Here is a 21,116-nt window from a genome sequence, read left to right as displayed (position 1 = left end):
GGACTGCCCCATGAATGGATCCACCACCTTTGACCTGCCCATCAGCGGCATGACCTGCGCCAGCTGCGCCGGGCGTGTCGAGCGTGCACTGGGCAAGGTGCCGGGGGTGCAAAGCGTCAGCGTCAACCTGGCCAACGAACGTGCCCATGTCGAAGTGCTGGGCCAGATGGACCCCGCCGTCTTGATCGCCGCCGTCGACAAGGCCGGCTATACCGCGACCCTGCCCCAAAGCGAAACCGCCACCGCAGCCAACCAAACCCAGCGCCTGCACCGCGAGCGCTGGGCGCTGCTGCTGGCGATTGCGCTGGCATTGCCGTTGGTGCTGCCGATGCTGGTGGAACCTTTTGGCCTGCATTGGATGCTCCCGGCCTGGGTGCAATTCGCCCTGGCCACCCCGGTGCAGTTCATCTTCGGCGCACGCTTCTATATAGCCGCCTGGAAAGCCGTGCGCGCCGGGGCCGGCAATATGGACTTGCTGGTGGCCATCGGTACCAGCGCCGGTTATGGCCTGAGTATTTATGAATGGCTCACCGCCCACGCCGCAATGGCGCCGCACCTGTACTTTGAAGCCTCGGCGGTGGTGATTGCCCTGGTGCTGCTGGGCAAATACCTGGAAAGCCGCGCCAAACGCCAGACCGCCAGCGCCATCCGGGCGCTGGAAGCCCTGCGCCCGGAACGCGCCCTGCGTGTGAAGGATGGCCGTGAAGAAGACGTCGCCATCAGCGCGTTGAAGCTCGATGACCAAGTGCTGGTCAAACCCGGTGAGCGTTTCCCGGTGGACGGTGAAGTGATCGAAGGCCAAAGCCATGCCGACGAGGCCTTGATCAGCGGCGAAAGCCTGCCGGTGCCGAAACAACCTGGCGACAACGTCACCGGCGGCGCCATCAACGGCGAAGGGCGTCTGCTGGTGCGCACCACCGCCCTTGGCGCCGAAAGCGTGTTGGCACGCATCATCCGCCTGGTGGAAGACGCCCAGGCGGCCAAGGCACCCATCCAGAAACTGGTGGATAAAGTCAGCCAGGTCTTCGTCCCAGCCGTGCTGGTGCTGGCGTTGATCACGCTGGTGGGCTGGTGGCTGTACGGCGCGTCGCTGGAGACCGCAATCATCAATGCCGTGGCGGTGCTGGTGATCGCCTGCCCTTGCGCCCTTGGCCTGGCCACGCCGACTGCAATCATGGCCGGCACCGGCGTCGCCGCGCGCTATGGCATTTTGATCAAGGACGCCGAGGCCCTGGAGCGTGCCCATGAAGTGAGCGCCGTGGTCTTCGACAAGACCGGCACCCTCACCTCCGGCACGCCAAGAATCGCCCATGTGGTCGCGGTGGATGGCAATCAGGCTCGGCTGCTGCAACAAGCCGGCGCTTTGCAACGCGGCAGCGAACACCCGCTGGCCAAAGCGGTGCTGGATGCCTGTGCCGGACAAGGGCTGCCCGTGGACAATGTGACGGCCAGCCAGTCCCTGACCGGGCGCGGCATCGCCGGCACCCTCGACGGTCGGCAATTGGCCTTGGGCAATCGCCGCCTGCTGGAAGAAAACGGCTTGGACGCAGGCGACTTGGCCACCTCGGCACGCGATTGGGAAGCCGAAGGCCGTACGTTGTCCTGGCTGATCGAGCAAGGTCCACAACCGCGCGTGCTCGGGCTGTTCGCCTTTGGTGACACCCTCAAGCCCGGCGCACTGGAAGCCGTTGAGCAACTCAAAGCGCAGCACATCAGCAGCCATTTACTGACCGGCGACAATCGCGGCAGCGCCCGCGTGGTGGCGCACGCGTTGGGCATCGACGATGTTCACGCCGAAGTCCTGCCCGCCGATAAAGCCGCCACCGTCGCCGAGCTGAAAAAAACCGGCGTAGTGGCGATGGTCGGCGATGGCATCAACGATGCCCCGGCCCTCGCCGCCGCCGATATAGGTATCGCCATGGGCGGCGGCACCGACGTGGCCATGCATGCGGCCGGAATCACCCTGATGCGCGGCGATCCACGCCTGGTCCCGGCCGCCCTGGAGATCAGCCGCAAGACCTACGCCAAAATCCGCCAGAACCTGTTCTGGGCCTTTGTGTATAACTTGATCGGTATCCCACTGGCCGCATTCGGCCTGCTCAACCCGGTGCTCGCGGGCGCGGCGATGGCCTTGTCCAGCGTGAGCGTGGTGAGCAATGCGCTGCTATTGAAAACCTGGAAACCCAAGGACTTGGAGGATCAACGCCCATGAACATCGGCCAAGCCGCACGCCAAAGCGGGCTGAGCGCGAAGATGATTCGCTACTACGAATCCATCGGCCTGCTCAAAGCCGCCCACCGCACTGACAGCGGCTACCGCGTGTATGGCCCGGAGGACTTGCACACCCTGGCGTTTATCAAGCGTTCGCGGGACTTGGGGTTTTCGCTGGAAGAGGTCGGCAAGCTGCTGACCCTGTGGCAGGACCGCCAACGGGCGAGTGCCGATGTGAAGGCGTTGGCACGCCAACATATCGATGAGCTGAACCAGAAGATCCTGGAGCTTGGGCAGTTACGCGATACCTTGCAGGACCTGGTGGAGCACTGCCAGGGCGATCATCGGCCGGATTGTCCGATTCTCAAGGAGTTGGCTTCGGGCAGTTGCTGCTCATAAGTGTGTACACAAAACAAATGTAGGAGGGGCAAGTCGAACCGTCGCACCGCCCCTCCCACATTTTTGATCTTCATTTATCTGAAGGTCATTGCATCCAAGGCGGCGGTGGCGGCTCTTCGGACGCTTTACTCGGCGGCGCATCATCTGCCGCGCGAATCGCCTGACGGCGCTCTTCATCCAGCCGCGCCGCTTCGATCTCGCGGATCACGCCGCCCACGTCCGCCAACTCTTCCGGCTCGTCGAACTCGCCGGTCAACACGCTGGCCGGGTGCAAGGTGCCGGCTTCGTACAGCGCCCACATTTCCTTGGCGTACTTGGTCTTCTTCAACTCCGGGGCAAAACGCCCGAAGTAGGAAGCCATGTTGCCCACATCACGTTCCAGCATGTTGAATGCGTGGTTGTTGCCTGCCGCATCCACCGCCTGGGGCAGGTCGATGATGACCGGGCCCGTCGGCGTAAGCAGTACGTTGAACTCGGACAAGTCACCGTGCACCAGGCCGGTACACAGCATCAGCACGATCTGGGAAATCAGGAAGGCGTGGTATTCGCGCGCCTGATCCGGCTCCAGCGTCACATCGTTCAGGCGCGGTGCCGCATCGCCGTACTCGTCGGCCACCAGTTCCATCAACAGCACGCCTTCGAGGAAGTCGTAAGGCTTGGGCACACGAACGCCGGCACCGGCCAGGCGGAACAACGCCGCTACTTCGGCGTTCTGCCAGGCATCTTCGGTTTCTTTCTTGCCGAACTTGGAACCCTTGGCCATAGCCCGGGCCTGGCGGCTGTTTCGGACCTTACGGCCTTCCTGGTATTCGGACGCCTGACGAAAACTTCGTTTATTCGCCTCCTTGTAAACCTTGGCGCAACGCAATTCGTTGCCGCAGCGCACCACATAAACAGCTGCTTCTTTACCACTCATGAGAGGGCGCAGCACTTCGTCGACCAGACCGTCTTCGATCAGGGGTTCAATGCGTTTAGGAGTCTTCATCAGCTTTTATTGTGGGTCCTTTATTACCAAATACGCGTATGGCACTCGTTATACGGCAATCGGCTCGCCGGTGGGAGGGGCTACCGATCTTTGACCACTCAAGAATGCATCCTATATGCCAGTTCCGCCTGCAATCAACGTTCAATGATCGCCGTCACACCTTGACCACCCGCCGCGCAGATCGAAATCAGCCCGCGCCCCTTACCCGCCGCATCCAGCAATTTAGCCAGGTTGGCGACGATACGCCCTCCCGTGGCGGCAAACGGGTGCCCGGCTGCGAGGGAACTGCCCTTCACGTTCAGCCGGCTGCGGTCGATGGAACCCAACGGCGCATCCAGCCCGAGGCGAGTCTTGCAGTAGTGCGCATCTTCCCAGGCCTTGAGCGTGCACAACACCTGGGCGGCGAACGCTTCGTGGATCTCGTAGTAATCGAAGTCCTGCAGCGTCAGGCCATTCCTGGCCAGCAAGCGCGGCACCGCATACACCGGCGCCATCAGCAGGCCTTCGGCGCCGTTGACGAAATCCACTGCCGCCGCTTCACCATCGCGCAGATACGCCAGGATCGGCAGCCCACGCTCCTGGGCCCAGGCCTCACTGCCCAGCAGCACCAGGGATGCACCATCGGTGAGCGGCGTGGAGTTGCCGGCTGTGAGCGTGCCCTTTTCACTGCGCTCGAACGCGGGCTTGAGGGCGGCGAGTTTTTCCAGGGTCAGGTCGGGGCGCAGGTTGTTGTCGCGGGTCAGGCCCAGAAACGGCGTCAGCAGGTCGTCATGCCAGCCTTCGGCGTAGGACGCGGCCATTTTCTGGTGGCTTTGCAGAGCCAACTGGTCCTGCTCGGCGCGGGGAATCTGCCAGGTCTGCGCCATCAACTCGCAGTGCTGGCCCATCGACAGACCGGTGCGCGGCTCGCCATTGCGCGGCAGCTCGGGCTTGAGGTGATGAGGGCGCAACTGCAACAGAACCTTCAATTTGTCCGCCAGGGATTTGCTGCGATTGGCGTGCAACAGGACTTTACGCAGCCCTTCATTCACGCCGATCGGGGCATCGGACGTGGTGTCCACGCCGCCGGCGATGCCGCATTCGATCTGGCCCAGGGCAATCTTGTTGGCCACCAGCAACGCCGCCTCCAGCCCGGTGCCACAGGCCTGCTGAATGTCATAGGCCGGGGTTTGCGGTGATAGGCGCGAACCCAGCACGCACTCGCGGGTGAGGTTGAAGTCACGGGAATGCTTGAGCACCGCACCGGCGACCACCTCGCCCAGGCGCTGACCGTGCAGGTTGTAGCGTTCGATCAAGCCCTCCAGGGCCGCGGTCAGCATCGCCTGGTTGCTCGCGGTGGCGTACGGGCCATTGGAACGGGCGAAAGGAATACGGTTACCGCCAATGATCGCTACACGGCGCAATTGAGTCATGGAAAGCTCCCTGTCGGTTGTGGGCACAATAGCTGAGCCTAGTCGAACGACTGCTACCCTGAGGTGGTCAACCCTTTGAACCCCAGCCTTCGGAGAGCGTTCCATGTCTGACCGTTATATCGACTTCGCCAACTCAAGCCTCGGCCATCGCATGGTCGCCGCCCTTGGCCTGCCGTCACCGGTACGCCTGGAGCGCTGGCAAGCCGGGCGCCTGCGCCCAGTCGAAGGGGCGTTGCTGCTGGGCGGTGGCGCGCTGATGGTCAAGGTGCAGGCGTTTGCCCACAAACTCACCGATGCCATTTACAGCTACGGCACCGAGACGTCGACATGGATTCCCGGGCACGGCCCCAAGCTCAAGGCCGTGGTGTTCGATGCCAGCGACCTGCAACACACCGATCAGCTCAAGCAACTGCGTGAGTTTTTTCAACCGTTGCTGAAAAACCTCGATAACAGTGCCCACCTGGTGATCCTAGGCCGTGCACCGGAAAGCCTCAGCGACCCGTTCGCCGCCAGCGCCCAGCGCGCCCTTGAAGGTTTCAGCCGATCCCTGGCCAAGGAACTGCGCAACGGCGGCGTCCTGCAATTGCTCTACGTCGGTGACGGCGCCGAAGACCAGTTGGAAGGCGCGCTGCGCTTCTTCCTCTCACCGAAAAGTGCCTATATTTCCGGCCAGGTGATTCGCCTGAAAGCCTGTGCCACGCCGGTAGAAGACTGGACCCGCCCACTGGCCGGGCGCAAGGCGCTGGTCACCGGCGCTGCCCGGGGCATCGGTGCGTCCATTGCCGAAACCCTGGCCCGCGACGGCGCCGAGGTGATCCTGCTCGACGTGCCCCAGGCCAAAGCCGACCTCGAAGCCTTGGCCGCACGCCTGGGCGCCCGCACGGTGGTGCTGGATATCTGCGCCGAAGACGCCGCCGGCCAGTTGATCGAACACCTGCCCGCTGGCCTCGACATCCTGGTGCACAACGCCGGCATCACCCGCGACAAGACCCTGACCAACATGACGCCGGAATACTGGGACGCGGTGCTGGCGGTCAACCTCAATGCGCCGCAAGTGCTGACCAAGGCGCTGCTCGACAGCCACACCCTGCACGACAACGCTCGCATCGTGCTGCTGGCGTCTATCAGCGGCATCGCCGGCAACCGTGGGCAAACCAACTACGCCGCCAGCAAGGCTGGCTTGATTGGCCTGGCCCAGGCATGGGCACCGTTGCTGGGGGAGCGTGGGATCAGTATCAACGCCGTGGCACCGGGGTTTATCGAAACCCAGATGACCGCACACATTCCGTTTGCCCTGCGCGAAGCCGGGCGCCGCATGAGTTCGCTGGGCCAGGGCGGCTTGCCGCAGGATGTTGCCGAAGCCGTGGCCTGGCTGGGCCAACCGGGGTCCGGGGCGGTCAGCGGGCAAGCGCTGCGGGTGTGTGGGCAAAGTCTATTGGGAGCTTAAAACATGCAATGGCAGACATTAGGCAGCACTCCGTTTCTGCCGCCGTTGTATTGGCGGGCCGCGTGCAAGCGCAAGATCACTGGCAGCACCCTGCCTGAGCAGGGCTTACGCTGCCGGGTCAGCATCAACCCCAAGCACGTAGCGGCCTATCGCAAGGTCTGTGGTTTTACCGAGAGCCCGCTCCTGCCGGCGACGTATCCACACATCCTGGCGTTTGGACTCCAGATGCAACTGCTCACCGCCAAGGCCTTCCCCTTTCCGTTGCTGGGGTTGATCCACCTGAGCAACCGCATCCGCATTCATCGCCCCTTGGGCGGGGTAAACGAGGTGTCGATTTCAGTACACGCACACAACCTGCAACCCCACGCCAAGGGCGCAACCTTCGAGGTCGTGACCACTGTCGAAGATGCCCTTGGTGTGCTGTGGGAAGCCGAAAGCCGGATGCTCTGCCGAGGCGTCAAACTGCAAGGCGAAGCGGCGGATGAGACCCTGCCCGCCCCCGCACACGTCAGCCAACTGGCCCACTGGCAGGCGCCCGCCGACATCGGCCGGCGCTACGCGAAAGTCAGCGGCGACTACAACCCCATTCACTTGAGTGCGCTGTCCGCGAAACTGTTTGGCTTCCCCCAGGCCATCGCCCACGGGCTGTGGAACAAGGCCCATACGCTCGCGGCCCTGGGTGATCACCTGCCCACCGCGAATGTCGAAATAAGCGTGGTATTCAAGAAACCCGTGCGCTTGCCCAGCGACGTTAAATTGCACGCCAGCGCCGCCGGCTCCAGTGGTGAGTTACTGCTCAAAGGCGCGGGCGACATTGAACATATGGTGGGCAAGTGGCAACCGATAGCGTGAAACATGCTGGTTAATTGTATATATACGCCCTAAGTTATAGCGGACTTACTCAAGTCCGCTATTTTTATTCAACCCATTAATTTTAAACATATATATATCTTGATACATGTCTTCACCACACCCTTAGTATTAGTCGCTAAGCAGGCGATTTGCGCCTCTATATAAGTTGTTAATACCAAGTTGAGCATTGAGAGAACACGCACCTGGGGCTGTTATTGCCACACGGACGAACGCATTGCTGCCCCTAGAAACAGCGAGCGTTTGATGACAACTCAGGTTGTACAGGTGCAAGGAACTCAATCATGAAAACTCAAGTAATGTTTTGGAAAGCAAGTACCGCGCTGGCCCTGGCGATAGCAATGACGCTCGGCGGCTGCAGCAGCGGTGGTGGCGGGCATCACAGCAGCGACTCTGCTTCCTCGGACCCTGCTGCGGGCGGCGGTGGTACCGGCGGCGGCACGGGTGGTGGTACTGATGGTGGCGGTACTGGCGGCGGCACTACCACCCCACTGGTAACTGCCAATGTGGTCGACACCGTCGGTGACACCGTGACGGACCTGGGTGGCACCGTGAGCAGCCTGGGCACGACCCTCGGCAGCTTGCCCATCGTTGGCGAGACCGCTGGCGGCCTGGTGGTCGCGACCGGCAACGCCGTCAGCAGCATCGGCGACGGCCTGTCGGAAGGCCTCGGCTCACTGGGCACCGACAGCAATGCCTTGGGCAAAACCCTCTCCGGCGTGGGCAACGGCGTTTCCGACCTGGGCGACGGCGTCAGCGTCACAGGCGGCAACGTTGCGACCTTGCTCGGCAAAGTGCCTGTCGTGGGCACCGTTGCGCCGGTGGTAGGAGGCGTGGTCGACAAAGTCGGCAATGCCGTGACCATGCTCGGCGATACCTTGAGCACCGCCAGCACCACCGGCCCGCTGGGCTCGGTCACCAATACCGTGGGTGCCAAAGTGCTGGTGCCAGTGGTGTCGCTGGTGGAAAAAGCCACGGGCAAAGTCGGCAGCACCACCGGCCTGGACAGCCCGGTGGGCGGCCTGCTGCAAAAAGTCGGCGATACCGTCGATGGCTTGGGCGATAAAGTCGCCGGTGCCGGCGGCAACCCCGTCACCGATGCACTCGGCAACGTACTCAATGGCGTAGGCACCGCGGTCGGCACGGCCAGCGGCTATGTCGACCCGAGTGCGAGTGGCTCCGGCAGCGGCACGGGTGGCAGCACCGTAAAACTGGGCCTGGCTGAACTGATCGGCGGCGTGATCGGCGGTGCCAGCAGCGGCCTGGATGCGGGCAGCACCAATGGTGTGGTCAGCGCCACGGGCGTCACCGGGCTCAAGGCCGGCAACACTGTTGCTTCCCTGGGCACCCTGCTCGGTGGCAGCGGCACTCCCAACACCGCCGCAGGTGCCGCGATCGCTCCGGTCACCAACACGCTCGGCGTCGCGCTCAACCCTGTCACCAGCGGCGTACAGAGCCTTACCCAAACCATCGGCGGCACAACCGGCCTGGGCGCGCCGGTCAACGGCCTGGTCACGAATGTGGGCGGCGCTGTCAGCAGCCTCGGCGGCAAAATCAGCGGCACCAACGCCAACCCTGTCACCAACGCCTTGGGTGGCACTGTGAGCGCAGTGGGCGGCACCGTGGCGTCAGTCGGCGGCCTGGTGACCGGCGGCACCAGCAGCGGCGGTGGCTTGCTCGGCGGCGGCCTGAGCCTGGGCGGTAACGCAACGGCCTCCACCGGCACCGGCGCCACTGTGAATGGCGGTGTACTGGGCGGGCTGCTCGGCGGCCTGACCGGCAAAAAATAGAATTGCACCTGGCCGATTAGACGGCCTCACCTACAGCGCCTACGCTTGGTTGAGACGAGAGATCCTATAAATCTCTCGTCTTTTTTATGGGCCGCTCAAACGCCTGCGAAAAACACCCGAACCGCGCCCCCAGAGCCCGGCGGGAATCTGCAAAACGCTGCTGCAGTTATGACCATGGAGTGTCCTATGCGCGCTTTGACGCCGTTGCTGTTGTTCACCCTCAGTGCTTACGCTCACGCCGATACCCTTCCCAGCTTCCTCAATAGCAACGACACCATCCGCAACCTGCCGGTGCCTAACCTACCCGCCGATGCCTACCGCCCCGTCACCCCACAAACGCAGTTGCCCACGCCCGCCGCCACGGCTGCGCAACCCTTGCTGATGGACACCAAAGTGACCATCCGCAAATTGCAGATCGACGGCGGCACGGTCTACCCGCTCAAGGACGTGGCCCAGGCCTTCGAGCCCTTGATCGGCCACGAAACCAACCTGGCGCAACTGATCGAGGCCACCCGCAGCATCACTCGCCGCTACCAGGAAGACGGCTACCTGCTGTCCTACGCTTTCCTTCCGGAGCAGCGCTTCGAGGATGGCCTGGTGCATGTGGTGCTGGTAGAGGGGTATATCCGCGACTATCAAATGCAAGGCAATATCGGCTCGGTCTCAGCCTACGTCGACAAGCTGGCGGAAAAACTCAAGGCCGAACGGCCACTGACGCGCAAGACCTTCGAACGCTACACCACCCTGATGAGCGCCATCCCTGGCGTGACCTTGCAGGCCCAAGTGCCGCCGCCCGCCACCACCGATGGCGGCACCCATATGAATATCACCGCCAGCCGCAAACCCTTCACCACCAGCATGAGCCTGAACGAGGCCAGCCGAGGCGGCACCCAAGCGCTGCTGACAGCCACCAGCAACGCATGGACGTCAATGGGCGAACAACTGAGCGTCAGTGGCCTGTTCCCGCCGGGCGAGGACAAAGAGCATTACTACCGCGCGGCCTACAGCCAGTTCATCAATGCCGAGGGTACCCAGTTGGCGCTGTCGGGCGAACGCTACCGCGCCGACCCACGCACCAACCTGCAATTGGGCGACGGCTTCGAACTCAAGCCACACCAGGAGATCGACCGCTACTCCATAGGGCTCAGCCATCCACTGATCGCCTCACCCAACGAATCGCTGAGCCTGGGCACCCGCTATTACGCCGTCGACCAGACCACCCGCTACCAACTCGTCGGTTTCCCACAACGTCTGGAGCTGCAAACCGACCTGCGCGCCCTGGCGTTCGAGGGTGACTGGCGCAAAGCCGACATGACCCAATTGCGCATCCTCAGCGCTGGCGTGTACCAGGGCATCAACGGCTTGGGCGCCAAGACCCGCACAGATTTCGGCGGCCTCAAGCCCGACCTCGACTTCTTCCGCCTGCGGCTGTCCGGCGTGCAGAGCAATAAGCTCTTCGACAATTGGCAAGGCGTCGTTTCCGGCGCGTTTTACTGGAGCGACGACACGTTGCCCGACAGCGAACGCGCCACCTTCGGCGGGCAGAACTTCGGCCGAGGCTACCCTGATGACCAAGGCTCGGGCGACAAAGGCTGGGGTTTGGCCTACGAGATCAACTACAGCTACAACCGCGCCGGCGACTGGGTCAGGATCCTGCAACCCTACATCGTGTTCGACCGCGCCAAGACCTGGTTCAACGACCTGCCCATCAAAGGCAACGACATGTCATCGACCGCTGCGGGCCTGCGCTTTGGTGACGCCAAGTACTACAACATCTCCCTGGAAGCGGCCAAGCCAATGTCGGACGTGGCACTCGACAGCCTCAATCGCAAGCCGCGGTACACGCTGAGTTTCAGTTATCAGCTCTGACGAGAGCGGCAAGTCGGCGGTGTACGCCGACTTGCTACTTGAAGCTTCGCACCGCTCTCAGAGGAAACAGGCTGTTCAATGTATCGATCAATCGCACCAGGTAGATCGGCTTGCGAAACAGGTCCAGCACCTGTAGCCGCAGCATGTCGCTGACGTCATCCATTTCGGCATGGCCAGACATGACAATCACAGGCAAGTGGGAGCGCGAGGTATGTTCGCGCAGGCGCTTGATCAAGGAGATACCACTCTCCTCGGGCATGCGCAGGTCTGTGATGACCAGGGCGATATCAGGGTGCAGGGTCAGTTCCTGCAGGGCGAAGGTGACGGAGTTCGCAGTGAAGCACACGAACCCTTCATTTTCGAGGGATTCGGCGAGTTCGATCAGGGCGTCCTCTTCGTCGTCCACTAACAGGATTTGTTGCCGGGTGGACGACGAGGGGCTCATTGAGAAAATCCTGATACGAGAGAGTGCACTCAGGGTAGTCGCGTCGCGCTATTGATCAAGTGGCCAGGAGGCTGGTTTCGACCAGTTGGAACAACGCCGTGACGCGTTCGCTGATGGGCGTCATGAAAATGCCGATCACCGCCGCACACATGGCCGCCACGATAGCGTACTCAATGCCTGAGGCGCCTTCCCTGGCGCACACCAGCAATTGCAGTTCGACGAATAACTTGCGAATACGTTCTTCCATGCGGTTCTCCAGACAGAGTGAAAAGCGACTCGCATACCGTTCAACGACTCAAGTAGCGATACCGGTTTGGATTGACGTGAAGATCGCCTTCACTTTAGTGCTGATGGGCGTCATGAAAAGGCCGATCACTGCCGCACACATGGCCGCGACAATTGCATATTCGATACCGGAGGCCCCCTCTCGTCCGTAAGACAGAATTTGGATTTTGACAAAAACCTTGCGAATGGCATCAAGGAACATATGACTTCTCCTTTGCGCTTGAGGCGCTGGTGTAGCGGGTCTGCGGCATGATCTCGCTGTGCCACTAGAGCATTGTCGGCAAATCCACTCCCAACAACTGTAATAAGGGACTAATCACAAAGTATTAGCCAATTGCATGGCGCCAAAAGAACCTTGTTTCCCACTGGAAGAGAGAATTTTTCCAATCAGTAATGGCATTTTGTCCTAGCTGAACTACCTTCAAATAGCGAAATAGTTAGATGTGCGTGTGAACTGATTGCGCAGTGACTGGATGGACCAGCCGGCAGGTTCTGCAGTGGGAAAGGGAGAGCCTTTATGAGCAGTCGCATCAGTATGATTTTGGCCGGGTTGCTGTTGCTCGGTGCGCTGGTTGCAGGTTACTGGGGCCTGGTGCTGAGCCGTCCGGAACCTGCACCCGCTGTCATCACTCAACCGGTTGCCAACACTCTCGCAATAGCCCAAGTGGAAGACCCGACGCGTCAACCCGTGGTCGTGCTGGCCCACGACGTACCGCCCTTCGCCGCCCTCACGGCCGCCGACCTGACCCTGGAAAAACTGCGCACCGCCCCGGCAGGTAGCTTGACCACCCTGGAGCAAGCGATCGGCCGCACACCGTGGCGCGCCCTGGAAGCAGGCACCTGGCTGACCGAAGAAAGCTTCAATGCAGGCGGAAGCCTCGCCCGCATGATCCGCCCCGATGAGCGCGCACTGGCTGTTGCGGTGGATGAGGTGAGCGGCGCCGGCGGGCAATTGAACCCGGGCGACTATGTAGACGTCATGTTGTACCTGCGCCAGGAGAACGGTAACCCGCAGCCTTCGGCACAAACGGTGGTACCTGCGCTGCGCCTGCTCGGGGTCGGTGACCAACTGGGGCTGACCAACGACGGCAAACCCGGCTCCCCCGTGGCCACAACGGCAGAAGACAAAGCCAAGCAGCAACAGAACCGAGCCAGTGCCCGTACGGTGTTGCTCGCGGTTCCAGAGCAATTGATGAGTCGGCTGATGCTTGCCACTCAAGCCGGCGCATTGCGCCTGGCCGTGCGCAGCGCTGACGAACAACGCTTGAGCCAATACTGGTCAGGTGCCGATGAGTCCCCGGCGAACCTCGATAACGCCAAGCGCGATCTCTACCAGTTCAACCAGTTGGCCTTGACTGTTCCACCCACCAGCAACGTCGGCCCATCTGCTGCCACGGGTGCCCCACGGCGCACGGGTGTCGAGGTGATACGCGGCAACCAGGTTACTCAACAAACGCCCTGATAGCGCTAAGGATGCCTTGAATGAGCAGTCGTTCCCTGCGGTTTTTTTCACGAGCATTCTGGGCCCTTGTAACCCTGACGCTGCCCGTCGCGATTGCACAGGCGGCGTCCGGCAACTGCGCCAGCCTGGCCCAATTGCCAGCAGCGCTGGAAGTGGGAGAAGGCCTGCAGCAAGCCATGCAATCCCCCGTTGCCATTACGCGCCTGGCCGTCGGCGACCCTAAAATCGCCGACGTCCAGATCAATGGCAACCAGGCATTCCTGTTGACCGGCATCTCGCCAGGCGCCACCAGCCTGATGATCTGGACAGCGTGTTCAAGTACCCCGCGTCAGAGCATGGTGTTCGTCAAAGGCAAAGCCACGGCGGCGATGACCAGCCTGTCGCGGTCGCCCTCGGAAGACCCCTTGCTGCCCAGCCAGGTACAAACCGACATCCGCTTTGTCGAAGTCAGCCGCACCAAGCTCAAGGAGGCAAGTACGTCGATCCTGGGCATTGGCAAGAACTTCCTGATCGGCAGCCCCAACCTCGCGGTGCCCAGCGCCAATACGCTGGCCCTGCCGGTAAGCACCTCCAATTTCAACATCGGCTTCGGCGGCGGGCGTGTGTCGGCCATGATCAATGCCCTGGAAAGCAGCGGTTTTGCCTACACCCTGGCGCGTCCCAGCCTGGTCGCGCTGAGCGGGCAAAGTGCGACCTTCCTGGCCGGTGGTGAAGTGCCGATTCCCGTGCCCAGCGCCGGCAGTGACACCATCTCCATCGAGTACAAAGAGTTCGGCATTCGCTTGACCCTGACCCCCACGGTGGTCGATCGAAACCGCATCACCCTCAAGGTGGCACCTGAAGTCAGCGAACTGGACTACAGCAACGCCGTGCAGATCGAGGGCATTCAAGTGCCGGCCCTGACGGTGCGCCGTACCGACACCAGCGTCTCGCTAGCCGACGGCGAGAGCTTCGTCATCAGCGGTCTGATCAGCACCAACAACCGCTCCACCATCAGCAAGTTTCCAGGCCTGGGGGATATCCCGATCCTTGGTGCGTTCTTCCGCGACTCCAACATCAGTCGCGAGGAAAAAGAGCTGCTGATGATCGTCACCCCACACTTGGTACAGCCCCTGGCCGCCGACGCTCAGTTGCCCTCCCTGCCCGGCGAAAAACTGCGCAGCTACGACCCGAATTGGTACCGCCTGTTCTTCCTCGAAAATGGCAACTTCGACCGTCGCACGGGGCTGTCCCAATGAGTGAAAGCCTGAGCCAAACCTTCCTCGCAATCACGCGCAACAGCACCGACCTGGAATGGCTGCAGGGCGCCCTTGCGCCCTTGGGCCAGGTCGTCAGCGCTGGCGGCGGCAGCCTGGATGAGTTGCTCGCGCTGGTCGACGTGACCTTCGCCAACCTGGTGTTCATCGGCCTGGACCGGGAAAACGTCACCACCCAATGCGCCCTGATCGAAGGTGCATTGGAAGCCAAACCCATGCTGGCCATCGTTGCCCTGGGCGACGGCATGGACAATCAGCTTGTGCTCAACGCCATGCGGGCCGGCGCCCGGGACTTTGTCGCCTACGGCTCGCGCTCCAGTGAAGTTGCGGGCCTGGTGCGACGCCTGAGCAAGCGCTTGCCGGCCGTCACCCACACCACCCACCTGGGCGGCCTGACGGTGCTGTATGGCACCCAATGCGGCACCGATGGCGCAATGCTTGCCAGCCACCTGGCGCAAGTGGTGCAAAAAAGCGGGCAACAAACCCTGGTCCTGGACCTGGGCCTGCCTCGGGGCGACAGCCTGGCGCTGCTTGGCCTGGAAAGCTCGTTTCATTTCGGTGACGCCCTGCGCCACTTGCGGCGCCTGGACGCAACCCTGATCAACAGCGCCTTCACCTCGGCCGAAGCGGGCCTGCGCCTGCTGGCCTACACCGACGGCGACGAACCCTTGGAGCAAACCAGCGCCGCCGAGCTGTATATGCTGCTCAGCGCCCTGCGCCAACACTTCCAGCACATCGTCGTCAACCTTACCGGCCAACCGGACAGCGAAGCATTGCGCACCTTTGTCAGCCATTGCGACAAGTTGCTGTGGTGTACCGATCAAAGCGTGCTCGACTGCCGCCGCAACCTGGCAGTGCTCAATCGGTGGCGCGAAAAAGGCATGAAGCTGGAACATGGGCGGCTGTTGGTCGACCGCTATATCAAAGGCGCCGCACCGGATGCCGAAGCGCTGGGCAAGACCTTCGGCCTGGAAGTGATCGCCGTGCTGCCCCTGAGTGCAGAGCTGCGCCTGAACGCCAAGAACCAAGGGCAGACGCTGTTCACCCTGGCCCCTCGCGAGCCGTTGACCCAAGGCCTGCGCATCCTTGGTGAACGCCTGGCCAAGCGCTCCGAAGGCCTTGAGAAACCTCCGGCCAATTGGCTGACGCGCCTGTGGAGCACGAAATGAACAGCGAGAACCTGTTTGGCGCGATCGGACGCGGTGCGGTGGGTAATACCGATCACGACGGCCTGAAGCTGGTCCTGCACCGTTACATCATCGATGCCATCGAGGAGTCGGGAAAAAACCTGCTGGAAGGCACCCGTCAGTCACTGGCGCAATTTGTGATCGATAAGGTCGCCGAGTACATCACCCGTATGCACCTGGCGATTTCCCGTTATGAGATGGAGCGCCTTGCAGAAGAAATCGTCGACGAACTGACCGGTTTCGGGCCACTGGAGGTGCTGCTGCGTGACGCCTCCGTGACCGAAATTCTGGTCAACGGCCCTCACCGGGTGTTTATCGAGCGCGATGGCCTGTTGCACCAAAGCGACTTGCGGTTTATCGACGACCACCACGTGGAGCGGGTCATGCAGCGCATCCTCGCACCGCTGGGACGGCGCCTGGACGAGTCGTCGCCGATGGTCGATGCACGCTTGCCGGATGGCAGCCGGGTCAATGCGATCATTCCGCCGATAGCCCTGGACGGTCCGTGCCTGTCGATCCGGAAGTTTCGCAAGGACACGCTCAAAAGCAGCGACCTGGTGGCCATGCAGACGATTGATCAACAGATCTTCGAGTTCTTCCAACTGTCCGTGGGCAAACGCTGCAACATTCTGATCAGCGGCGGCACCGGCACCGGCAAAACCACCCTGCTGAACATTCTCAGCCAATTGATCAACCCCCATGAGCGCCTCGTCACCATCGAAGACGTGGCCGAACTGCAACTGGGCCACCCTCACGTGGTGCGCCTGGAAACCCGCCCGCCGAATGCCGAAGGGCATGGCGAGGTGAAGGCCAGCGACTTGATTCGCAACGCCCTGCGGATGCGCCCGGACCGCATCATCCTCGGTGAGATTCGCGGTGTGGAGGTGCTCGACGTGCTCACCGCCATGAACACCGGTCACGACGGTTCAATGAGCACGGTGCACGCCAACAACGCGCAGGATGCGCTGCTGCGCCTTGAGACGCTGGTGGGCCTGACCGGGCGCGTAGTCGCGGAAAAAACCCTGCGCCAGATGATCTGCGCGGCACTGGATGTGGTGATCCAACTGACTCGCCTGCCCGATGGCCGCCGCTGCGTCAGTGAAGTGGTGGAGGTGGTGGGCGTGCGTGACGACGTGTATGTCACCAACACGTTGTTCAGACATGACAAACGTACCGGCTTCGGCTTCTTGCGTGAGGCCATCAACCCCGCCGGCGAAAAACTGCGCCGCGAAAGCCCCCTGTCGTTATAGGAGGCGCCTGATGACCGCTCCGATCCTGCTCGCATTGACCTCCCTGGCCCTGCTGTTGCTGGCCGCGCGCCTGATGCGCAGCGGTTTGCGCCAGGCCCAGACCGACCGCGTGATGGAACGCCTGGGCCAGGGCCAACCCCAGGCCTTGAATGAAAAAGCCGCAGTGACCAACCTTGAACGCATGTTTATCCGGGCCGGCCTGGGCAAACCCACCGAACGCCTGGGGCTATGGCTCGCGCTCTGGGGCGTGGGCGCGTTGCTGGGCTTGCTGGCCGCCGAATGGCTGGGCCTGCTGGTGATGATCCTGCTGCCGCCGTTGACCCTGCGGTTTTACCTGGCGCTGCGCTACCAACGTCGCTTGCGCCGGATGATCGAGCAACTCCCTCAACTGCTCGATCACGCTGTGCGCAGCCTTAAATCCGGGCGCACGCTGGCGGATGCCGTACTGGGCGGCATCGATGCCAGTGACGATCCGCTGAAGGCGTCCATGGGGCGCATCAAGCGCAACGTGCTCTTGGGGGTCAGCCTGCCGGAAGCCGCCCATGACTTTGCCGAGTTCTACGAACAGGATGAGCTGCGCCTGTTTGCCTTGGGCCTGAAGGTCAACCATCGCTACGGCGGCAACGCCAGTGAACTGCTGGAAAACCTGATCAAAATGATCCGCGAACGCGACCAGGGCGCCCGCCAACTGCGCGCAATGACCGGGGAAACGCGTGTGACGGCGGTGGTGCTCGCGTTGCTGCCGGTCAGCGTTGCCGGTTATTTCCTGCTGACCAACCCGACGTACCTGGTGGGCATGTGGGCAGATGACAGCGGCAAGTGGATGCTCATTGGCGCGTTCGCCATGCAGATCTTCGGTTGCCTCGCGCTGTGGCGCATGCTGAGGAGCATCTGATATGGCCCTGCTGATCAGCGCCTTATTGTTTCTCGCCGCACTGTTGTTGCTGGTCGGCAACGCCCTGGCTCAACGTCGCCAGCAGCGCCTGGTGACCTCGCGGCTGCAAGGCGAAATCGGCCGTGAAGACAAAATCGGCCAGTGGTTACGCCAGTTGGGCAATACCCGAATTGGCCAGCGCACCATCAGCCTCGATAACGAAACCCAAACCCTGCTCAACCGCATTGGCTGGCGAAAAGTAGGGCAGCGGTCGATGTTCGCCGCGTGCCAGGTGGGCTCACCGTTGCTGTTGTTGGGCCTGACACTGCTGGTCCAAGAATTGTTTTTCCCGGATGCCGAGCCCGCCTGGCTCGCGCCCTTTCTGGGCCTGGCCACCGGCTACCTGCTGCCAAAACGGGTGCTCGCCTCGCTGGCCAAACGTCGCCAGGAACAAATTGCCCAGGAGGTATCGACGTTTATTCCCCTGCTGCGAATCCTGTTTGAGTCGGGCATGGCCGTGGAACAAACCCTGCGGGTAATGGCCAACGAGGCGCAAAAACTGCTGCCGGTGCTGACCTCGGAATTGCGCATGGTGCTGGCACGGGTGGACTCAGGCCTGGAGCTTGGCGAAGAGTTGAGCAACACCAGCCTGATGCTCAGCGTCGATGAGTTCAGCGACACCTGCTCGATTTTGCAACAGCTGTTGCACCAGGGCGGGGGCGCCATGAAGTCGTTGCAGGCGCTCAAGCAATTGCTGGACGACCGGCGCCTGACCCGCATGCAGGAATACATCTCCAAGATGTCGGCCAAGATGTCCGTGGTCATGATGGTTTTTCTGTTCCCGGCGCTGCTGATCGTACTGGCCGGCCCCGGTTTTATTGCCATCTCGAAGGCCATGGGGCCTTGAAAGGACAACCGATGAAAACAATGATTGCCGCGTGCAGCCTGTTACTCCTCAGTGGCTGCGCGAACATGGGCCAGGCGCCCTGGGCCGGGCTCATCGCCAACAGCAGTTGCGCCAAGCCCAGCGCCGAGCAGGATCTTTCACTGAACCTCGCGGACGAAATGGCCAATGACGGCAAGCTGCACGCCAGCCTGGCCAACCTGCAAAGCCTGCCCGACAGCCTGCCCCAAGTGCGCCTGCGCAAAGCCAAAGCCTATCGCCTGCTGGGGCGCAACGAAGCAGCGCCCTTGTACCAGACCCTGCTGGGCACCTGCCTGTCGGCGGAAGGCGAGCATGGCCTTGGACAATTGGCCGCCGCCAAGGGTGACAACGGCCAAGCCATCGCCCACTTGCAACGGGCCGCCGCGCGTGCGCCGACCGATGAAAAAATCCGCAACGACCTGGGAGTGGCCTACCTCAACCAGTTGCGCATGGAAGATGCCCGTTTCGAATTCCTTACCGCTATGGAGCTCAACCAAAGCAATCAGTTGGCCGCCGTGAACCTGGTGACCTTGCTGATTTACCAGGACAACTGGAGGCAGGCCGCGCAAGTCGTCAGCCGCATGGGCTTGAGCCCGGAGCAAGTGACCCAGGCCCAGTCACGGGCGGCGCAACTCAAGCGTTCGCCAGCGTCGCCCGCCAAGGCACAAATGGCAGCCGTCAGCGAAGCGTCGCAGGCGCCTATCAAGTAAGTCATTGAGGGAGTATCCAGATGAAACTCACACCGCTCGCCAACTTGCTGCTGGCAACCCTGCCCTTGAGCGCCGTGGCCATCGAGCCGGGCCCGTCCTCGCCTCAGCAGAAACAGACCGAGGGCTGGCTGCAATTGCAGGTCAGTGGGCAATTGGCGTCTTCAACCCCTCAGAAAGCCACCGCCACTGAGCGCGAATTGACCTTGCAGCGACTTATAGAAAGTTACAAACACCCCATTCCCGAGTACTACGAACAGAAACAGGGCGGCAACTCACCGGGCAGTAGCAACTAGTGCGCGGTCACTCGCTGGCGTATCGATGAATTGCTCGGCGACAGCGCCAGCGCCAGTTGCGTGCGGTTGTGCATGTGGGTAAGGCGCAGCACTTGTGACACGTAGAGTTTCACCGTGTTTTCAGTGATGCCCAGTTCACAGGCGATCTGATAGTTAGTCTGCCCCTTGCCCACCAGCCGGGCGACATCCAACTGGCGCGGCGAGAGCTGCTTGAAAATAATCGGCATCTCGGTTTCTGCGGCCGCACCCTGCTCCTCACTGGAAATGGCAGAGGACTGAGGGCTGCTGCGTACCTTGTCGAGGTCGTGATAAAGATCATCAATGGACGCCGACAGGTATTGCAGCTTCTGATTCAAATGCCCCAATTCCAGGCTCTTATGCCGTTCCTGCAGCACCGCCTCCTGACGCTGTACCCCTTCGAGCAGCTCAGCGAGATTGATCGGTTTCTGGTAATAGTCCGCGATTCCCGCGCGCAACGCCTTGATGACATCCTGCTTATCGGCGCGTCCGGTCAGCATGATGGCCTCGAAGGGGCGCCGCTTACCGGCCAGGCTCTGCAACGCCTGAACCAGCTCGATACCGTCCATTTCCGGCATATGCAGATCGCACAGCACCAGGCCGATGTCGACGTCTTCGCGAAAACGTTCGACCGCCTGGGGGCTTGAGTGACAAGGGATGCAACGATAGCCGCTGCTTTCGAGGTATTCGCATAACTCTTCTACGATCAAAGGTTGATCATCGACAACGAGCACTTTCACTTGAGAAGTAAGCTTGTTCACGCGCGACTCCATGCCTGGGCAAGCCAAAGACCAACCGTTCCATTCCAACCGCTTATTTTACGGCGGCTCACCTATAAACGTAGACGTACTTTCTGACTATGTACATAGCACTAGGCTACGTCACGACTAATGGGATCCAAGCCCACGCCAGCGCAAATCCTGCGAGCAAAAAGGGCGCAAAGGGTTGTTTACCTGACGCCTGCGGCTGAAGGTAACGCAGTGTGTATCTAACCTCTTGATTCAGCAGAGGCCACAGCCTGGGTGCGAGCAACAGCCACCCTGCACTCGCCAGACCGGCACCGATAAACGTACCCAGCAAATAATGGCTGTCAGTCGCCAGGGCCAACGCCGCGAGCAATTTCACATCCCCCGCCCCCAGACGCCCCAAGGCATAACCAGGCAATGTAAACAGCAGCGCCAGGGCACACGCCCAACCACCCTCGGCGGCCGGCGCTCCAAGCCAGGTGGACCCGCTCCAGAGCAGGTAGACCAACGCCAACAGCAACCCTCCCCACGTCAGGCGATTGGCGATCCGGCGTTGACGGATATCTTGCACGGCGCACAGCGCCAGCCACACAAACAGCAACAGGCTATGAATCACGTAAAAAAAATCCCTTTCTGCTGAATGATTCTATGCTGATATCAGGTAGTGGTTGTCAGGGTAGAC

21 protein-coding genes are annotated in these 21,116 nt (G+C 61.7%); 14 read left to right on the top strand and 7 right to left on the bottom strand.

Annotated features, from left to right (window positions below; translation table 11 throughout):
- Positions 1-10: 10 nt before the first annotated feature.
- Positions 11-2,212, top strand: coding sequence for a heavy metal translocating P-type ATPase (locus tag PspS35_RS03305; protein WP_159932772.1), 2,202 nt, complete (start codon positions 11-13; stop codon positions 2,210-2,212).
- A complete protein-coding gene (gene cueR, locus PspS35_RS03300; protein ID WP_159932771.1) occupies positions 2,209-2,610 on the top strand; it encodes a Cu(I)-responsive transcriptional regulator in 402 nt (133 codons plus the stop codon). Before PspS35_RS03305 ends, cueR begins: the two co-directional genes overlap by 4 nt.
- A gap of 85 nt (positions 2,611-2,695) precedes the next feature.
- On the opposite strand, the gene PspS35_RS03295 is transcribed toward cueR, so the two are convergent.
- Together PspS35_RS03295 and PspS35_RS03290 are read right to left on the bottom strand one after the other, a co-directional pair.
- Positions 2,696-3,595, bottom strand: a complete 900-nt coding sequence (locus tag PspS35_RS03295) for a PA4780 family RIO1-like protein kinase (RefSeq protein ID WP_027607961.1) — start codon at positions 3,593-3,595, stop codon at positions 2,696-2,698.
- Positions 3,596-3,729: 134 nt separating this feature from the next.
- Positions 3,730-5,007: an acetyl-CoA C-acetyltransferase gene (locus tag PspS35_RS03290; protein WP_159932770.1), complete on the bottom strand. Its 1,278-nt coding sequence runs from the start codon at positions 5,005-5,007 to the stop codon at positions 3,730-3,732.
- Between the two features lie 103 nt (positions 5,008-5,110).
- Between PspS35_RS03290 and PspS35_RS03285 the strand changes: the two genes are divergently transcribed.
- The 4 genes from PspS35_RS03285 to PspS35_RS03270 all read left to right on the top strand — a co-directional run bounded on the left by PspS35_RS03285 (position 5,111) and on the right by PspS35_RS03270 (position 10,983).
- The gene (locus PspS35_RS03285; RefSeq protein WP_159932769.1) at positions 5,111-6,454 is read left to right on the top strand and encodes a 3-oxoacyl-ACP reductase; all 1,344 of its coding nucleotides are present in this window, start codon (positions 5,111-5,113) and stop codon (positions 6,452-6,454) included.
- 3 nt (positions 6,455-6,457) lie between these two features.
- On the top strand, positions 6,458-7,306 hold the full coding sequence (locus PspS35_RS03280; protein WP_159932768.1) for a MaoC/PaaZ C-terminal domain-containing protein: 849 nt from the start codon (positions 6,458-6,460) through the stop codon (positions 7,304-7,306).
- A 302-nt stretch (positions 7,307-7,608) separates the two neighbouring features.
- A complete protein-coding gene (locus tag PspS35_RS03275) occupies positions 7,609-9,114 on the top strand; it encodes a collagen-like triple helix repeat-containing protein (protein WP_159932767.1) in 1,506 nt (501 codons plus the stop codon).
- A gap of 186 nt (positions 9,115-9,300) precedes the next feature.
- Complete coding sequence (locus tag PspS35_RS03270; RefSeq protein WP_159932766.1) at positions 9,301-10,983, top strand: POTRA domain-containing protein; 1,683 nt, start codon at positions 9,301-9,303, stop codon at positions 10,981-10,983.
- A gap of 34 nt (positions 10,984-11,017) precedes the next feature.
- Here the strand turns inward: PspS35_RS03270 and PspS35_RS03265 are convergent, their stop codons facing one another.
- From PspS35_RS03265 to PspS35_RS03255, 3 genes are read right to left on the bottom strand one after another with little or no spacing between them, the layout of a single operon-like run.
- On the bottom strand, positions 11,018-11,428 hold the full coding sequence (locus PspS35_RS03265) for a response regulator (protein ID WP_159932765.1): 411 nt from the start codon (positions 11,426-11,428) through the stop codon (positions 11,018-11,020).
- A 55-nt stretch (positions 11,429-11,483) separates the two neighbouring features.
- Positions 11,484-11,675 carry a Flp family type IVb pilin gene (locus PspS35_RS03260; RefSeq protein ID WP_159932764.1) on the bottom strand — a complete coding sequence of 64 codons (192 nt, stop codon included), beginning with the start codon at positions 11,673-11,675 and terminating at the stop codon, positions 11,484-11,486.
- A 48-nt stretch (positions 11,676-11,723) separates the two neighbouring features.
- Positions 11,724-11,915: a Flp family type IVb pilin gene (locus PspS35_RS03255; RefSeq protein ID WP_159932763.1), complete on the bottom strand. Its 192-nt coding sequence runs from the start codon at positions 11,913-11,915 to the stop codon at positions 11,724-11,726.
- A gap of 315 nt (positions 11,916-12,230) precedes the next feature.
- On the opposite strand from PspS35_RS03255, the gene cpaB reads away from it, so the two are divergent.
- Genes cpaB through PspS35_RS03215 form a run of 8 tightly spaced genes read left to right on the top strand, consistent with a single transcriptional unit; the run spans position 12,231 to position 19,670 of the window.
- Positions 12,231-13,175 carry a Flp pilus assembly protein CpaB gene (gene cpaB / locus PspS35_RS03250; protein WP_159932762.1) on the top strand — a complete coding sequence of 315 codons (945 nt, stop codon included), beginning with the start codon at positions 12,231-12,233 and terminating at the stop codon, positions 13,173-13,175.
- A gap of 20 nt (positions 13,176-13,195) precedes the next feature.
- Positions 13,196-14,413 (top strand): type II and III secretion system protein family protein, encoded by a 1,218-nt coding sequence (locus tag PspS35_RS03245; protein WP_159932761.1) that lies wholly within the window; start codon positions 13,196-13,198, stop codon positions 14,411-14,413.
- Positions 14,410-15,600, top strand: coding sequence for a pilus assembly protein (locus PspS35_RS03240; RefSeq protein ID WP_159932760.1), 1,191 nt, complete (start codon positions 14,410-14,412; stop codon positions 15,598-15,600). The genes PspS35_RS03245 and PspS35_RS03240 overlap by 4 nt, the downstream gene beginning before the upstream one ends.
- Complete coding sequence (locus tag PspS35_RS03235) at positions 15,597-16,868, top strand: CpaF family protein (protein WP_159932759.1); 1,272 nt, start codon at positions 15,597-15,599, stop codon at positions 16,866-16,868. Before PspS35_RS03240 ends, PspS35_RS03235 begins: the two co-directional genes overlap by 4 nt.
- A 10-nt stretch (positions 16,869-16,878) precedes the next feature.
- Positions 16,879-17,763, top strand: coding sequence for a type II secretion system F family protein (locus PspS35_RS03230; RefSeq protein ID WP_159932758.1), 885 nt, complete (start codon positions 16,879-16,881; stop codon positions 17,761-17,763).
- A 1-nt stretch (position 17,764) separates the two neighbouring features.
- A complete protein-coding gene (locus tag PspS35_RS03225; protein ID WP_159932757.1) occupies positions 17,765-18,649 on the top strand; it encodes a type II secretion system F family protein in 885 nt (294 codons plus the stop codon).
- Positions 18,650-18,660: 11 nt separating this feature from the next.
- On the top strand, positions 18,661-19,377 hold the full coding sequence (locus tag PspS35_RS03220; RefSeq protein ID WP_159932756.1) for a tetratricopeptide repeat protein: 717 nt from the start codon (positions 18,661-18,663) through the stop codon (positions 19,375-19,377).
- Between the two features lie 20 nt (positions 19,378-19,397).
- Entirely contained in the window at positions 19,398-19,670 is a 273-nt protein-coding gene (locus PspS35_RS03215; RefSeq protein ID WP_159932755.1) for a DUF3613 domain-containing protein, read from the top strand.
- Here the strand turns inward: PspS35_RS03215 and PspS35_RS03210 are convergent.
- Together PspS35_RS03210 and PspS35_RS03205 are read right to left on the bottom strand one after the other, a co-directional pair.
- Positions 19,667-20,449: a response regulator transcription factor gene (locus tag PspS35_RS03210; protein WP_159932754.1), complete on the bottom strand. Its 783-nt coding sequence runs from the start codon at positions 20,447-20,449 to the stop codon at positions 19,667-19,669. The genes PspS35_RS03215 and PspS35_RS03210 overlap by 4 nt on opposite strands.
- Positions 20,450-20,564: 115 nt before the next feature.
- Complete coding sequence (locus tag PspS35_RS03205) at positions 20,565-21,050, bottom strand: prepilin peptidase (protein ID WP_159932753.1); 486 nt, start codon at positions 21,048-21,050, stop codon at positions 20,565-20,567.
- Positions 21,051-21,116 lie beyond the last annotated feature (66 nt).

The organism is Pseudomonas sp. S35, from assembly GCF_009866765.1.
GTDB lineage: Bacteria > Pseudomonadota > Gammaproteobacteria > Pseudomonadales > Pseudomonadaceae > Aquipseudomonas.
This window is presented reverse-complemented; position numbering and strand designations above follow the sequence as displayed.